General features: G+C 70.1%; 21 protein-coding genes. 11 read left to right on the forward strand and 10 right to left on the reverse strand.

The window, feature by feature from the left end; all coding sequences use genetic code 11:
- Window positions 1–2: 2 nt before the first annotated feature.
- Entirely contained in the window at window positions 3–923 is a 921-nt protein-coding gene (locus H165_RS0100750; protein WP_026146260.1) for a phage protease, read from the reverse strand.
- Window positions 924–1,013: 90 nt separating this feature from the next.
- Between H165_RS0100750 and H165_RS0100755 the strand changes: the two genes are divergently transcribed.
- From H165_RS0100755 to H165_RS0100810, 11 genes are all read left to right on the forward strand, one after another.
- A complete protein-coding gene (locus H165_RS0100755; RefSeq protein WP_017936981.1) occupies window positions 1,014–1,496 on the forward strand; it encodes a lysozyme in 483 nt (160 codons plus the stop codon).
- On the forward strand, window positions 1,493–2,014 hold the full coding sequence (locus H165_RS0100760) for a hypothetical protein (RefSeq protein ID WP_017936982.1): 522 nt from the start codon (window positions 1,493–1,495) through the stop codon (window positions 2,012–2,014). The genes H165_RS0100755 and H165_RS0100760 overlap by 4 nt, the downstream gene beginning before the upstream one ends.
- Window positions 2,004–2,327 (forward strand): hypothetical protein, encoded by a 324-nt coding sequence (locus H165_RS0100765; RefSeq protein ID WP_017936983.1) that lies wholly within the window; start codon window positions 2,004–2,006, stop codon window positions 2,325–2,327. The genes H165_RS0100760 and H165_RS0100765 overlap by 11 nt, the downstream gene beginning before the upstream one ends.
- A complete protein-coding gene (locus tag H165_RS0100770; RefSeq protein WP_017936984.1) occupies window positions 2,320–2,640 on the forward strand; it encodes a hypothetical protein in 321 nt (106 codons plus the stop codon). Before H165_RS0100765 ends, H165_RS0100770 begins: the two co-directional genes overlap by 8 nt.
- A 1-nt stretch (window position 2,641) precedes the next feature.
- A complete protein-coding gene (locus tag H165_RS0100775; RefSeq protein WP_017936985.1) occupies window positions 2,642–3,169 on the forward strand; it encodes a phage protein Gp27 family protein in 528 nt (175 codons plus the stop codon).
- An 85-nt stretch (window positions 3,170–3,254) separates the two neighbouring features.
- On the forward strand, window positions 3,255–3,824 hold the full coding sequence (locus tag H165_RS19010; protein ID WP_169333504.1) for a DNA-methyltransferase: 570 nt from the start codon (window positions 3,255–3,257) through the stop codon (window positions 3,822–3,824).
- Window positions 3,821–5,152 carry a phage terminase large subunit family protein gene (locus H165_RS0100785; protein ID WP_017936987.1) on the forward strand — a complete coding sequence of 444 codons (1,332 nt, stop codon included), beginning with the start codon at window positions 3,821–3,823 and terminating at the stop codon, window positions 5,150–5,152. The genes H165_RS19010 and H165_RS0100785 overlap by 4 nt, the downstream gene beginning before the upstream one ends.
- On the forward strand, window positions 5,149–6,717 hold the full coding sequence (locus tag H165_RS0100790; RefSeq protein ID WP_017936988.1) for a DUF935 domain-containing protein: 1,569 nt from the start codon (window positions 5,149–5,151) through the stop codon (window positions 6,715–6,717). Before H165_RS0100785 ends, H165_RS0100790 begins: the two co-directional genes overlap by 4 nt.
- Window positions 6,718–6,915: 198 nt before the next feature.
- On the forward strand, window positions 6,916–7,110 hold the full coding sequence (locus tag H165_RS0100800) for a hypothetical protein (RefSeq protein ID WP_017936990.1): 195 nt from the start codon (window positions 6,916–6,918) through the stop codon (window positions 7,108–7,110).
- Window positions 7,085–8,407: a phage minor head protein gene (locus tag H165_RS18190; RefSeq protein ID WP_017936991.1), complete on the forward strand. Its 1,323-nt coding sequence runs from the start codon at window positions 7,085–7,087 to the stop codon at window positions 8,405–8,407. Before H165_RS0100800 ends, H165_RS18190 begins: the two co-directional genes overlap by 26 nt.
- A gap of 64 nt (window positions 8,408–8,471) precedes the next feature.
- On the forward strand, window positions 8,472–8,957 hold the full coding sequence (locus tag H165_RS0100810; protein WP_017936992.1) for a phage virion morphogenesis protein: 486 nt from the start codon (window positions 8,472–8,474) through the stop codon (window positions 8,955–8,957).
- 27 nt (window positions 8,958–8,984) lie between these two features.
- Here the strand turns inward: H165_RS0100810 and H165_RS0100815 are convergent, their stop codons facing one another.
- The 9 genes from H165_RS0100815 to H165_RS0100855 all read right to left on the reverse strand — a co-directional run bounded on the left by H165_RS0100815 (window position 8,985) and on the right by H165_RS0100855 (window position 12,815).
- On the reverse strand, window positions 8,985–9,341 hold the full coding sequence (locus tag H165_RS0100815; RefSeq protein WP_017936993.1) for a Mor transcription activator family protein: 357 nt from the start codon (window positions 9,339–9,341) through the stop codon (window positions 8,985–8,987).
- Window positions 9,328–9,561, reverse strand: a complete 234-nt coding sequence (locus H165_RS0100820) for a hypothetical protein (RefSeq protein ID WP_040640557.1) — start codon at window positions 9,559–9,561, stop codon at window positions 9,328–9,330. The genes H165_RS0100815 and H165_RS0100820 overlap by 14 nt, the downstream gene beginning before the upstream one ends.
- 98 nt (window positions 9,562–9,659) lie before the next feature.
- Window positions 9,660–10,028 carry a hypothetical protein gene (locus H165_RS18195; RefSeq protein WP_017936995.1) on the reverse strand — a complete coding sequence of 123 codons (369 nt, stop codon included), beginning with the start codon at window positions 10,026–10,028 and terminating at the stop codon, window positions 9,660–9,662.
- Window positions 10,025–10,528, reverse strand: a complete 504-nt coding sequence (locus H165_RS18200) for a hypothetical protein (RefSeq protein WP_017936996.1) — start codon at window positions 10,526–10,528, stop codon at window positions 10,025–10,027. Before H165_RS18200 ends, H165_RS18195 begins: the two co-directional genes overlap by 4 nt.
- Complete coding sequence (locus H165_RS0100835; RefSeq protein ID WP_017936997.1) at window positions 10,525–10,986, reverse strand: phage protein GemA/Gp16 family protein; 462 nt, start codon at window positions 10,984–10,986, stop codon at window positions 10,525–10,527. The genes H165_RS18200 and H165_RS0100835 overlap by 4 nt, the downstream gene beginning before the upstream one ends.
- 67 nt (window positions 10,987–11,053) lie before the next feature.
- The gene (locus tag H165_RS18205; protein WP_017936998.1) at window positions 11,054–11,332 is read right to left on the reverse strand and encodes a hypothetical protein; all 279 of its coding nucleotides are present in this window, start codon (window positions 11,330–11,332) and stop codon (window positions 11,054–11,056) included.
- Window position 11,333: 1 nt separating this feature from the next.
- On the reverse strand, window positions 11,334–11,804 hold the full coding sequence (locus H165_RS0100845; RefSeq protein ID WP_211206279.1) for a hypothetical protein: 471 nt from the start codon (window positions 11,802–11,804) through the stop codon (window positions 11,334–11,336).
- Window positions 11,805–11,871: 67 nt separating this feature from the next.
- On the reverse strand, window positions 11,872–12,096 hold the full coding sequence (locus tag H165_RS0100850) for a hypothetical protein (protein WP_017937000.1): 225 nt from the start codon (window positions 12,094–12,096) through the stop codon (window positions 11,872–11,874).
- Window positions 12,096–12,815, reverse strand: a complete 720-nt coding sequence (locus H165_RS0100855) for an AAA family ATPase (RefSeq protein WP_017937001.1) — start codon at window positions 12,813–12,815, stop codon at window positions 12,096–12,098. The genes H165_RS0100850 and H165_RS0100855 overlap by 1 nt, the downstream gene beginning before the upstream one ends.
- Window positions 12,816–12,875 lie beyond the last annotated feature (60 nt).

The raw sequence follows: 12,875 nt of genomic DNA on the forward strand, positions 1-12,875 counted from the left end.
GATCACTCCTTATTGATAAGGCGCTTGTGGGCGATGAAGTCGGCCTCGGTCAGGCCGAGCTGGGCGCAGACGTAGCGCTCCTCCTCGGTCAGCGCCTCGGGCGTCTTGGCCGCGTGCGCGTCGGACTGGGCGCTGACGATGACCGGCGCCGCAGCCGCCCAGGCGGCAAAGCCCTCGGGGTCGCGGCTGGCGTAGCCCATGGCCCAGTCTTTGAGCGCCGGGGCCAGCTTGCCGGCGCGCATGGCCTCGCTCACGGCGGCCTCGGCCTTGTGCCGGGCCACCTCGGCCTGCAGCCGGGCCAGCTCGTCGGCCACGGCCTTGTGCTGGCTCATCGGCACCCACTCGGCGGGATCGGGCGACTCGGCGCGGCGGCGCAGGCTCGCGGCGTGCGCTGCGAGCTGCGCGGCGTCGGCGTCGGCAGGCGCGCCCAGGGCCTCGGCGATGGGCGCAAGATCGATCTGATCGGACATGGCGTCTCCTTGTCGGTTGGCAACCGGCGTGAGGTCGAGATTCGGGTAGTGGACCAGTCCCGCCCCGGCCAGGGCCACCACGCGACCCTGGACGTGACGGAACACCGGGGAGAGGAAGCGGTACTCGCGCGCGGCGATCAGCTCGGCGGCGCGCGGCGTCCACTGCACGCGCCCCCACAGCGCGCCCTCGCGCACCTCCAGCGCCTTGATCCATCCGGCTGCCGGTACGGGACCGGCCTTGTCATCGGCGGCCAGGCTCTGGTGCTCGTAATCGATGGGCAGGTCGATGCCGCCGTCGGCAAAGGCCGTCAGCACCGCCTCGGCATCGAGCCGGTACGGCCCGCGCCCGTCCCGCCCGGAAAAATCCCCCGCCGGAATGAGCTCGACCCACTCCGGCGGGGCGTCGGCGGAGGCATGCAGATCAATGGCGTGAGCGTGGTGTGTGCACTTCATGGCGCGCATGCTGCGCGCCGGGGGAGGGCATGGGAAGCATGAAAAGCGTCAGGCTGCCATCGCGCGCGGCGTCGCGCGAGCATCGCCGGCATGCAGCGCACACCCGCCATCTTCATCACCGTCTCGGCCATCACGCTGGCCGGCATCGCCGGCTGGGAGGGTTACCGCCGCACAGCCTACGACGACGGCGCAGGCGTGCAGACCGTGGGCTTTGGCTCCACCACCCACGAAGACGGCCGCCCGGTCAGGCCCGGCGACACCATCACGCCGGAGCGCGCCGTGTTGCGCCTGGCGCAGGATGCCAACCGCCTCTGGCGCGAGGCGGCCGCCTGCATTGGCGAGGTGCCGCTGGCCGCCCATGAGGCGGCCGCCTTTCAGTCGCTGGTCTACAACATCGGGCCGGGCGCCTTTTGCCGCAGCACGCTGGTGAAGAAACTCAAACAGACCCCGCCCGACTACGCCGGGGCCTGCGCCGAGATCAGGCGCTGGACGCGCGCCGGTGGGCGCGAGCTGACCGGACTGGTCAAGCGGCGCGAGGCGGAATACAGGCTGTGCCTTGGAGAATCAAAGTGATCACCCCCTGGCCCCTGCTCGCCGTCGCCGTGATCTGTGCCGCAAGCGGATTTGCCGCCGGCCACGCCCTCAAGGGGCGCTTTGCCAGCGCCGAAATCGCCCGCATTGAGGCCGCCCATGCCGCTGAACGCCAGGCCGCCGCCGAGGATGCGGCCCGGCGGCTGGCCGCCGCGCAGGACGCCGAGCGCGCCGCCGTGCACGCATTGCAGGCGACGAAAAACCGCCTCACCGACACCCAACGCCGCCTCAAGGAGACCCTGTATGGATTGCCGACCGCTGACCGCTGCGGCCTGTCTGGCCCTGCTCGCGGGCTGCTCAACGCCACCATCGCAGACGCCAGTGCCGTGCCCGCGCCCGCCGGCGAGCCTGCTCACACCGATGCCGCCGCTTCCGCCGATCCCGGCGCGACAGAGGCCGACATCGCCGGATGGGCCGCAGACGCCATCGCCCTCTACGGCGAATGCCGCGCCCGCATCGACGCCATCCGCCAGTGGGACGAGGTGACGCATGGAAGGTGACGTGCTCTCCGGCCTGATGCGCTGGCAGGTCTCGGTGTGGGCCATCGGCGCGCTGCTGGGCGCCGTGGCGCTGATGGCGCGCGGCTTTGCCAACCGGCTCATGCGCGAGATCGACCAGCGGTTCGAGCGCCTGGAATCCATGGCCGCCGAGATCCGGCGCATCGACGCCGAGCTCACCGGCCTGCGCGCGGAACTCCCGCTGCACTACATCCGGCGCGAAGACCACATCCGCGACATGTCGGCCATCACCATCAAGCTCGACCGCATCCACGAAATGCTGCTCATGATCGTCAAGGAGACCCGCCATGGCTAACCCGCTCGGCCAGGCCATCGACATCGAGCGCGCCGAGCGCGAAACCCTGCGCTGGGTGCTGCTGACCGCCCTGTGGCACGCCCGCCCCTACGGGGCGCTGGAGACGCTGCTGGCCGCCTGCGCGCACGACATCCCGGTGCGCGCCAGCGCCGCCGACATCCGCCGCGAACTCGGTTGGCTCAAGGCCCACGGCCTGGTCACCATCGACGAGCGCGGCCCCGTGTGGTCCGCCGAACTCACCGCGCACGGGATGGACGTGTACGAATACCGCGCGGACGCCCCCGCCGGCATCGCCCGCCCGCCGAGGTGGTGACATGGCGCGCAGAAGCAAGGTCGATGCCCTGCCGCCCGAGGTGCGCGCCTGGCTGGAAAAGACCCTGGCCGACCGCAGCCACCCAGGCTACGTGGCGCTCTCCGAAGCGCTCAAGGCGCAAGGGTATGAGCTTTCGCACTCGGCCATCTGGCGGGCGGATCAGCGCATCCAGCGCACCATGAGCGCCATCAAAGCCAGCGCCGAAGCCGCCCGGCTCATCGCCGAAGCCGCGCCCGACGCCGCCGACGAACACTCGGCAGCCGTCATCCGCCTGGTGCAGTCGGCCCTGTTCGAGGCGATGTTGCGCGTGCGCGAAGCCGAAGACGCCGACCCGGCCGAGCAGGTCAAGCTCCTGTCGCAAGCCGCCCGCGCCGTGGCCGAGGCCAGCCGCGCCAGCATCGGGCAGAAGAAGTGGGCGGAAGAAGTGAAAACGAAACTGGACGCCATCGAGCGCGAGGCAGGAAAAGCCGGCCGCACGCTCGATGCCGAGACGCTCAAGGCTGTAAGGGAGGGGTTGTATGGCGGGTGATGCACGCCCTTTCTGCTTCAGGTCAGACTACACGCACCACCATGCCGGGCTTCGATTCGAAGCCTACTGCGGCAGGGCACAACGCGTGTTGCAGCATCTGCCTGAAAACAGCATCCAGATGGTGCTGACCGATCCGCCCTATGGTTCAGGAGCGGTATTCTTCGAGTGCCACCGGGTCCTGGAGCCAGGGGGATATGCGCTGGCATTTTCTGACTGGCGTGCGCTGACTCCAATGTTAGACATGCTGGGTGACATCGGGTTTTGCATCGCAAGCGTTTGCGTATGGGACAAGGGCCGCGCAACGCGACCGACGCAGAACGGCTTCCGCGCACAGTCTGAGTTCATCATCTGCGCAAAAAAACCAGGCAAGCAGCTCCGCGAACCAGTCGTCTATCTAGACGGAGTGTTCCGCCACCCAGTAGTGCCTAGAGCATCTCGGCGTCATCCCGTCGAAAAGCCAGTCGAGCTTTTGGCGCAGCTCGTGGAAGCCTGCCCACCAGGAGGCACCGTACTCGATCCATATCAGGGCGCCGGCTCAACAGGAGTGGCCACGATCAAAAGCGGGCGCCGATATATCGGCGTTGAGTCGGTGGAGTATTACCACCGCGTGGCCGTGGAGCGCCTGACGGAAGCGGAGGCAGGGACAATCCCATGACCCGCCCCATCCTCTACCCCTACCAGCGCCGCTATCTGGCCGACACGGCCCGCTTCAAGGCCGGCATGTGGAGCCGCCAGACGGGCAAAACCTTCACCACCACGCTGGAGGCGGTGCTGGACGTGCTCGAGGCCGAGGCCGCCGGGCGCGTGTCGCGCTGGACGATCCTGTCTGTCAGCCGCGACCGGGCGCTGGATGCGATGGACAACGGGGTCAAGCTCCACCTGCGCGCCATCGGCGCGGCCTTCGAGGCGCTGGATGAGCCGCTGGATGTGGACGAGCTCGCGCACGTGGTGAGGATTGGCCACCGCGGCAGCTACATCCGCGCCATTGCCAGCAAGCCATCCACCGCGCGCGGCATGAGCGACAACCTGATCCTGGACGAGTTCGCCCACCACCAGGACAACCGCGCCATCTGGACGGCGCTGCTGCCCGTGGTCTCGCGCCCCGATCTCAAGCTGCGCGTGATTTCCACGCCCAACGGCCGTGGCGACAAGTTCTACGAGATCATGACCGCGCCGGACAGCCTGTTTTCCCGGCACGTGGTCACCATCTACGACGCCGTGGCGGACGGCCTGCCGCGCAACGTGGACGAGCTCAAGCGCGCCATGTCCGACCCCATCGCCTGGGCGCAGGAGTTCGAGTGCCAGTTCATCGACGAGGCCACCGCCTGGCTGCCCTACGACCTCATCGACGGCTGCGAGGATGCCGCCGCCCCCGGCAAGTACACCGGCGGCCCGGTGTACGTGGGCATGGACTTCGCCGCGCGCGGCGACCTCACCGTCATCGCCGTGCTGGAGCAGGTCGGCGACGTGCTCTGGCTGCGCGAACTGATCGAATTGCGCGCGACGAGCTTCGCCGCCCAGCTGGCCGAGCTCGACCGCGTGATGCGGCAATACCGCGTCATCCGCGCCGCGCTGGACCAGACGGGGCTGGGCGAGATGCCGGTGCAGGAGGCGCAGCGGCGGCACGGCGCCTATCGCGTCGAGGGGGTGCTTTTCAGCCAGGCGCGCAAGCTCGACATGGCCACCGCCTTGAAGGAGGCGATGGAAGACCGCAGGCTGCGCCTGCCCGCCGGCAACGCGGCCCTGCGCGCCGACCTGCATTCCGTGCAGCGGGTGGCCGGCCCCACCGGCGCGCCGCGCCTGGTGGCCGAGCGAAGCGAGCAAGGCCACGCCGACCGCTTCTGGGCGCTGGCGCTGGCGGTCTCCGCCAGCCTCGATGCCGCCCCGGCCTATGACGGCTTCGTGCCGCTGCCGCGCCGTCCAGCCAAACCGGACTTCGATGACGCGCCCCGATACGGCGGGCGCGGGGAGGTATTCGCATGACCGAGACCATCCGGCCCGCAGCCCTGCGCGAGCCGCAGACCGCGCGCGTGGCGCGCTACGCCCGGCCCTGGCACGAGTCGGCCCTCTCGGGCCTCAAACCCGCCACCGTGGCCGCCATGCTGCGCGATGCCGACGCGGGCGACCTCTCCGCCCAGGCGCGGCTCTTTGCCGACATGCAAGACCGCGACGCCATGATCGCCGCCGCCATGCAGCAACGTGCGCTCGCCATCGCGCGGCTGCCGAGGAAGATCGAGCCGCCCAAGGACGCCTCGACGGCAGAAAAACGCGCCGCCGAGGCCATCGCCGGGTGGCTGGAGAGCATGGACGACGCCATCGAGGACGCCATCGTGGCGCTGATGGACGCCGTGGGGCATGGGTTTTCCGCCATCGAGATCGCGTGGGACAGGGGCGACGGCCTGTGGCTGCCGCAGCTGCACGCCCGGCCCCACGACTGGTTCGCCATCTCCGAGGATCGCCGCAGCATCGAGCTGGCCACCGACGCCGGATCGGAGCCGCTGCGCCCCTACACGTGGATCCTGCACCAGCCGCGCATGCCGCGCGCGGGCTATGTGGCGCGCGGCGGCATCTACCGCGCCATCGTCTGGCCGTTCGTCTACAAGGCCTATGCCATTGGCGACTTCGCCGAGTTTTTGGAGACCTTCGGCCTGCCCTTCGTCATCGGCAAATACGGCCGCGAGGCCACCGAGGAGGACAAGAGCCGCCTGCTGCAAGCAGTAGCCAGCCTCGCCCACGATGCGCGCGCCATCATGCCGCTCGAGATGCAGCTGGAAATCCAGCACGTCAACGCCTCCGGCGGCGACAGCCCGCACCTGGCCATGGTGCGCTGGGCGGATGAGGCCATCGCCCTCGCCATCCTTGGGCAGACGCTCTCCACCCAGGCCAAGAGCACCGGCCTGGGCTCCGGCGTGGCCGACATGCACGAGCGTGTGCGCGAGGACATCCGCGACGCCGACGCGCGTCAGGTGGCCGCCACGCTCACGCGCGACCTCATCGCGCCCTTTGCCGCGCTGAACTTTGGCATCCCGCCAGTCCGTTGCCCGCGCCTGGTGTTCGATACCAGCGAGCCGGACGACATCGCCGCCTACGCCCAGGCCATCCCGGCGCTGGCGGCCGCCGGCGTGCGCATCCCCGAGCGCTGGGTGCGCCAGCGCCTGGGCATCCCCGACCCGGCGCAGGACGAGCCGGTGCTGGGCGGCGCCGCGCCGCCGCCTGCGCCCGACACCGAAGCCAATGCCGCGCAGCTTGTCGCCTGCAATGCGGGCACGCCGGACGGCTGGCGCGATGCCGCCGACGACCCCACGCCCGTCACCGCCATGGTCGAGCGCATGGACATCGAGGCCGCGCCCGCCTGGGGGGTGATCCTCGACGCCGTGCGCCGCCTGGTCGATGAGGCCGAAAGCCTCGAAGACCTGCGCGATGCGCTCCTTGCCGCCTACGGCGACCTGCCCAGCGACCAGCTTGCCGAGGTCATGGCGCTCGGCTTTGCCGCCGCGCATCTGGCCGGGCGCTATGACGTGGAGACGGAAAGTGGCGGACGAGGTTGACCTGACCCAGGAGCGCATGGAGCGCGAAGAGGCCCTGCGCCGCCGCACGCCGCCAGCACCCATCCTGCCCTACTGCGGCCAGTGCTACTGGTGCGGCGAGCCGCTGCCCGCACCACGCCGCTGGTGCGACACCGACTGCCGCGACGATTGGGAGCGCGCCCATTCCAGACGCACGGCCTTGATGGGAGACCGGCACACGTGAAATATCGCCTGATTGCACGCAATGCGTGCCTCACCCCCGTCGTGCTCGTGCGGGCGGCGCTGATGCTGGCCGGCCGGGCGCTCATGATGGTGGGTGGGGTCGGAGAATGGCTGGAATGCCGGGCCGCCAGGCTGCCTGCCTGGCAGCGCTTTGAGGAGCACGCCCATGCCCGCCGCCGCACGCGCGCCTGAGGTGGCGGCAGCGCTGAAGCTGCCGTTTGCCGAGCAGATCGCCTTCTTCCGCGGCAAGCTCGGGCGGCTCGTGCCCACCGCCAAGTGGACCGACCTCTGGCAGCAGGAGCACGACGTGGCCTTCATGGTCGCGGGTGCAGCCAAGGCCGACCTGCTGGCCGACCTGGCCGAGGCGGTGGACAAGGCGATCAGCAACGGCGAGACGATCCAGCAGTTCCGCCGCCGCTTCCTGGAGATCATCCAGCGCCGCGGCTGGGCGGGCTTTACCGGCGACGACCGCACCACCGACCGTCCCCAGGGCGGCCGCGGCCTGGCCTGGCGCACGCGCGTCATCTACGAGACCAACCTGCTCACCAGCTACGCCGCCGGCCGCCGCGCCCAGCTCGAAGACGGCGGCTACACCCACTGGATGTACAAGCACAGCGACTTCGTGCAGCGCCCGCGCCCGCATCACGTGGCGCTGAACGGCATCGTGCGATCCAAGGACGACCCCTTCTGGCAGACGCACTATCCGCCCAACGGCTGGGGCTGCCGCTGCCGGGTGCTTGGGGTGCGCGGCCCCGCGCAGGCGCGCCGCCTGGGCGGCGACTGGGACAAGCCGCTGCCCTCGTGGGCCGGGCAGACCGACCCCAAGACCGGCGCGCCGGTGGGGGTGGACAAGGGGTTCGGCTATATGCCCGGCGGCAGCGTGGTGGAGCGGGTGCGGGCGCTGGCAAAAAAGACCATCCAGTGGGAATACGCCATCGCCAAGGCTTACATGGATGCCGTGCCACAGACTGCGCGAGACGCCTTCGCGACTGCGCAGCGTAGCGCCGCAGAAACCGCTGACATTGTGCGCCGCTATGCCGAACGCGCACTTGGCTTGCGCAACGGCGCGCCTGTCCCTCCGCCGACATCACCCTATCAGACCATCGGGCTGCTGACATCGGATCAGTCGCGGAAGATTTCCGCCATCACAGGCATCGACAAGCTCGGCAATGAGCTATATGACTGGGCGCTCGATCCCTACGCCGTGCGACATATCCACAATCAACATGGGGATGTCTCAGTCGAGGCGCGAAGAGGACAAATTGCCGTTTCCGCTGGCGACTATCGCCTCTTGCCGCGCATCATCAATGATGCCCGGCGCATAGAGGACGCAGGCGTCACGGATGCAGGCCGACGAGCCATTGAGTTAATTCACGATATCGACGGCGTCGAATACCATGCCGTCTTTGAAGTGTTGCCCAAGCGCCGCATGGTGGCGCTCAAAACGATGTACAAGAGAAAGGTGCGTCCCCCCATCATACGTCCGTAACGCTTCGCGGTATGAGCGCGACGATGGGATGCCCGCACCTGAATAAAGTATAGCAAACAGGAAGATGACCAAGCCCCCCATCCGCATCGAAATCGACGACCGCGAAGTGCGGCAGGCGCTCGAAAACCTCCAGCGCCGCGTCTCGGACCTCACCCCCGTCATGCACGACATCGGCCAGGTGCTGGTGGAGGGCATGCGCGCGCGGCTGCGCGACAGCCGCGACGTGGAGGGCCGGCCCTTCGCGCCCAACTCGCCCGTGACGCTGGCACGCAAGAAGGGCACCCGCCCCCTGGTGGACTCCGGCATGATGGCCAGCCAGTTCGCGTACCAGGCCGGGCGCGATTATGTCGAGGCCGGCAGCAACGCCGTGCAGGCCGCCACGCTGCACTTCGGCGCCAAGCGCGGCGCGCACGGCAAAACCCGCCGCGGCGCGCCCATTCCGTGGGGCGACATCCCGGCGCGGCCTTTTGTTGGGCTATCCAAAGAGGACGAGGAGGCCGTGCTGGAGACCATCACCGAGGCGCTGGAGCGAGCTACGCAAGGCCGCTGACGCCGCGCCTTGTCGCCTGCAATCCGCTCAAAACAGGCTCGCCTGCGCCTCATCCTGCGGCTCCGGCGACCCCAGGATCGCCCACACCCGCCGCTCGGAGAGGCGGAATCGGCGCGCGATGTCCTGCACCCGCTCGCCGGCGTCGGAGGCCGCCCGGATCTGCGCATCGCGGATGCGCCGCAGTTCGCCGGAGAGCATGGGAATGTACAACCGCGTGCCGCCGGCGTACCGCGCCAGCGCCTCCTGCGCCGCCAGCGGCAGCTCCAGCAACGGCCCGTCCATCGGCACCTTGGCCGGGATGTAGAGGTCCAGGCCGCCGGCCACCTGCGCCAGCGTCACGAGCGCCTCGCGCCCGATCAGGCGCTCCAGATCATGCGCGGCCATCGCTCGATCCGATCCGGTACTCGAAGCGCTCGCGCCCAACCCGGCGGCAGGCCACCGGAATCCCGTTGGCGCGCAGCTCCGCCACGCAAGAGTTGACGGCGCACACGCCAGCGCCGACCACGATGTCGAGCGTGGAGTACCAACGCCCGTCAGAGAGCAGCTCCAGCACCCGCTGCAAGCGCGGCGAGCGCTCTAGCCGCGCGGCGTGAATACTTGCCATGTCGCACCCCCAAAGCGCTTCGGCCACAGCGCGTCAGGTGCCCTCCGGATAGGGGTTTGCGCGCCACCCGCACAGTGCAGGCGTCGCGCAAATCCTTATCATGATACAAGTTTTCGACGCGCTTGTTGCAGCATCGCGCGGATGCGCTCGCGCTCCTGCGGCGTCAGCGGAGGCGGATTGATCCGCAGCGGCTCGGGGCGCGGCGGCAGATGCTCCCACAGCTGCGCGGGCGCCGGCCAGCGCGTGGCGTGCGCAGCCAGCGCCCGAAACGCCTGCCGCAGGCGCGGCGCATCCTCCTGCGCCGACCAGCGCCCAGCGCGCAGCCACAGCGCATCGGCCCACGCCAGCGCCACCGCCTGCACCGTATCGGCCGGCGGGCAGCCCTCCAGCCGCAGCACCAGCAGCCGCTGCACGCCTTCGGCCACCTCGGCCACCAGCCAGCCCGGCACCGCCTCATCCGCGCTCATCTCGCCGCTCCCGGATCATCGCCGCGGGCGCGGCGCTTGAGGTCCTCGAGCGCCATCAACCCATCCAGCGTCGCCGACGGCGCCGTTGCGCGCGGGCGCCGGCCGCTTGCCGCCTCCGGCGTCTGCGGCTGCGCAGCGGCCAGCGCCTGCGCCGCCCGCGGCATCCCCTCCAGCACGCGCCGCAGATAGCCGTGGCTCGACAGCGCCCGTCCATCGCCCGCCTCGCGCTTGCCGCGCAGCTGCTCCACCGTCTGGCTGAGCGCCGCGGCCAGCCGCGCCGCATCCGGCTCCAGCGCCAGCACCTCGCGCGCCAGCCGCAGCGCCCGCTCCCATGCCAGCGCCCGGCTGGGCGAGCGCCACAGCCCCAGATACGCCACCAGCGCCCGGCCTAACGTCGCCTCCAATCCGGACAAAAGCCCCATCATCTCGCGCGCCGCCTCGTCCTCTGCCCAGGCCTCCAGCGCCGCCTCGGCGTGGCACACCGGACAGCGCAGCCTCATGCCCGCCCCCGGCTCACTTCACGCTGCCCGGCGCTGCGCTCGCGCTGCGCCACCCAGCGCCGCAGGCCCGAGATCACGGCGGTGGCCTGCCCGCGGGTGATGAAGCGCGCATCCTCCACCTCGCAGGTGCGCCGCACAAAGCCGCGCAGCGCGCCGTCATCCAGCCCGCTCCAGCCCATCCGCAGCGCCAGCCGCTCGATCTCGGCCCACTGCGTATCCGTGGGTCGCCCCCAGCCCGCGCCACCCTTGGGCGGCGGGGCCGGGATGCCGATGTCGGCGCCCCGGCGCTTCAACTCCCAGCACCAGGCGATGAGCTGCGCGTCACTGAAGTCGCGCAGACTGCCCTTGCCCGCAAACGCCATCTGCGCCGCCCGGCGCGTCTCCTCATCCATCCCCAGCTGCGCCGCTGCCTTGTGCGCCACGCCCAACAGCACGCGCCGTCTCGTCTTGGCATCCACGATACATCCTCCATCGCGTCGATCCCGTGCATGCCCACGCGCCCATGGCGCATGGGCATGGGCTGGATCACGCAGACACCACGCCGTCTTCGCCTGCCCAGTCGCCCACCAGCGCGCGGGCCGCCACCATGGCCGCCTCGCCCGTGCCGTGCACCGCGATGTGCCGCAGCGCGCTTTCGTAGCGCTCCATCCACGCCATCAGGCCGGCCACCTGCTGCGCCTCCCACACCGTGCCGCCGCCGCGCGCAATCCGCGCCGGCAGCTCCGTATCGATCACGCGCGCCGGCGGCGCGGCCAGCGCGGCGTCTTCCCCATCCTCGATCAGGTCGATCGCCAGCGCATCCATCTCACTTCTCCGCCATGATGCGTACCGTGGTGCCCGAGCGCACCGTCAGCAGCGCCCGGTAAGCCGGCGCCATCGGATCGTCGCCATCGGCGCTCATCTCGATGAGCGCCTCACTCGGCTTGTAGCTCACCGACTCGCTCACCAGGTCGCCGAAGCGGCTGCCCAGCAGCTCGCGCAGCTTGTCCGCATCCTTGATGCCCACGCTCGTGGTCTTGGCCACGCTGACGCGGCACCCCCCCGGCACCACCAGGCTGCGCCCAGCGCCCACGCCCTCGGCCAACTCGGCCTTCAGGCCCTTGAGCTCCTCATCCAGCTCATCGATGCGCTTGACCAGCTCCATGGCCCGCATCGCCGCCTGCACCAGCTTCGGCGCCACCGCCCCCAGCCGCTCATCCGAGCCGTGCACCTCGATCCACGCCGCCGGCTGCGCGCCTTTGCGCTTGCCAAGATCTTCGGATTTGCTCTTCGTCACCGCCTTTGCCATGTCATTCACTCCACACATCTGCCCGCCGGCCAGCGGGCCTGATTGCCCTCAACAGTCAAATTTCCGCCACCCGGCAGCCCGTGCAATCCTCGCGCGGGCAGCTGCGGCAAATCGCCTCCGGGTCCAGCGCCGCCTCCCGCCGCGCCGCCTCCACCACCGCCACCAGGCGCGCATAGCGCGCCTTGAGCGTGGTGTTGTCGGTCGGGTACGTGCCCGACCGAAGCTGACTGGCGGTGGGCTTGCTGCACCCCAGGATCACGGCGATGTCCTCCAGCGTCATCAAGCCGCCTCCGCCGCGTGCCTGTTCGCCATCCACTTCGCCGCCAGCTCCAGCACCGCAGGCGTGAGCGCCTGCATGCCGTTCTGCGCCATGATGCGGCGGCACTCCTCGGCCAGCTCCACCGCCTCGCGGTAGTTACCCTTGCGGCAGGCCTGCCAGAAGGCCGTCACCAGTTCCTTGTCGGTGATGTCGCCGAAGGCAGGCCGGATCACGTGCGCATAGGTCTCGGCGCGGTCCAGGTGCCGGGTGCCCGCGCGCTTGGCGCCGATCCGGCTGCCCAGCTGCACCAAAAGCGGCCGGGTGCGCGCGTCGCTGAACTTGCGGGTGTAGAGCTCGGTGCCGATCAACAGCACCGCAAAGCTGCACTCGTCGGCCAGATACCGGATGGTCTCCAGCACCCGCCAGGAGAGCTTGTTGGCCTCGTCCACCACCAGCATCACCCGCTCGGCCTCCGCGCCGCGCCGCAGCACCCGGTCGGCGCTGCCCGGCCCCTCCATGCCGATGGCCGCCGCCACCGCCGCAAGCAGCTGGTGGCGCGTCATCCCGTCCCAGGCGGCGATGCGGATCGCCCCCAGTTTGGCCGCCACCGCGCGGCCCGCCATGGTCTTGCCGGTGCCGGCAGGGCCGGTGATCTCGCCGATCGGGTTGTCGCTGGCCATCACCAGATCGGCCAGCGCCAGCGCCTCTTTCACTGCCTTCGTTTCCCGGATATCCTTCACGTTGCTTCCTCACGTCATGCCATCAACTCCCGGCGCGCCGCCTGCCAGCGGCCGCCGGAC

Source organism: Pseudomonas thermotolerans DSM 14292, from assembly GCF_000364625.1.
Lineage (GTDB): Bacteria > Pseudomonadota > Gammaproteobacteria > Pseudomonadales > Pseudomonadaceae > Aquipseudomonas > Aquipseudomonas thermotolerans.

Bases quoted from the DNA above. Each gene is read 5' to 3' on its own strand.
- H165_RS0100750 (WP_026146260.1), bottom strand. From the start codon at position 923: ATGAAGTGCACACACCACGCTCACGCCATTGATCTGCATGCCTCCGCC.
- H165_RS0100755 (WP_017936981.1), top strand. From the start codon at position 1,014: ATGCAGCGCACACCCGCCATCTTCATCACCGTCTCGGCCATCACGCTG.
- H165_RS0100765 (WP_017936983.1), top strand. From the start codon at position 2,004: ATGGAAGGTGACGTGCTCTCCGGCCTGATGCGCTGGCAGGTCTCGGTG.
- H165_RS0100770 (WP_017936984.1), top strand. From the start codon at position 2,320: ATGGCTAACCCGCTCGGCCAGGCCATCGACATCGAGCGCGCCGAGCGC.
- H165_RS0100775 (WP_017936985.1), top strand. From the start codon at position 2,642: ATGGCGCGCAGAAGCAAGGTCGATGCCCTGCCGCCCGAGGTGCGCGCC.
- H165_RS0100785 (WP_017936987.1), top strand. From the start codon at position 3,821: ATGACCCGCCCCATCCTCTACCCCTACCAGCGCCGCTATCTGGCCGAC.
- H165_RS0100790 (WP_017936988.1), top strand. From the start codon at position 5,149: ATGACCGAGACCATCCGGCCCGCAGCCCTGCGCGAGCCGCAGACCGCG.
- H165_RS18190 (WP_017936991.1), top strand. From the start codon at position 7,085: ATGCCCGCCGCCGCACGCGCGCCTGAGGTGGCGGCAGCGCTGAAGCTG.
- H165_RS0100810 (WP_017936992.1), top strand. From the start codon at position 8,472: ATGACCAAGCCCCCCATCCGCATCGAAATCGACGACCGCGAAGTGCGG.
- H165_RS0100815 (WP_017936993.1), bottom strand. From the start codon at position 9,341: ATGGCCGCGCATGATCTGGAGCGCCTGATCGGGCGCGAGGCGCTCGTG.
- H165_RS0100820 (WP_040640557.1), bottom strand. From the start codon at position 9,561: ATGGCAAGTATTCACGCCGCGCGGCTAGAGCGCTCGCCGCGCTTGCAG.
- H165_RS18195 (WP_017936995.1), bottom strand. From the start codon at position 10,028: ATGAGCGCGGATGAGGCGGTGCCGGGCTGGCTGGTGGCCGAGGTGGCC.
- H165_RS18200 (WP_017936996.1), bottom strand. From the start codon at position 10,528: ATGAGGCTGCGCTGTCCGGTGTGCCACGCCGAGGCGGCGCTGGAGGCC.
- H165_RS18205 (WP_017936998.1), bottom strand. From the start codon at position 11,332: ATGGATGCGCTGGCGATCGACCTGATCGAGGATGGGGAAGACGCCGCG.
- H165_RS0100850 (WP_017937000.1), bottom strand. From the start codon at position 12,096: ATGACGCTGGAGGACATCGCCGTGATCCTGGGGTGCAGCAAGCCCACC.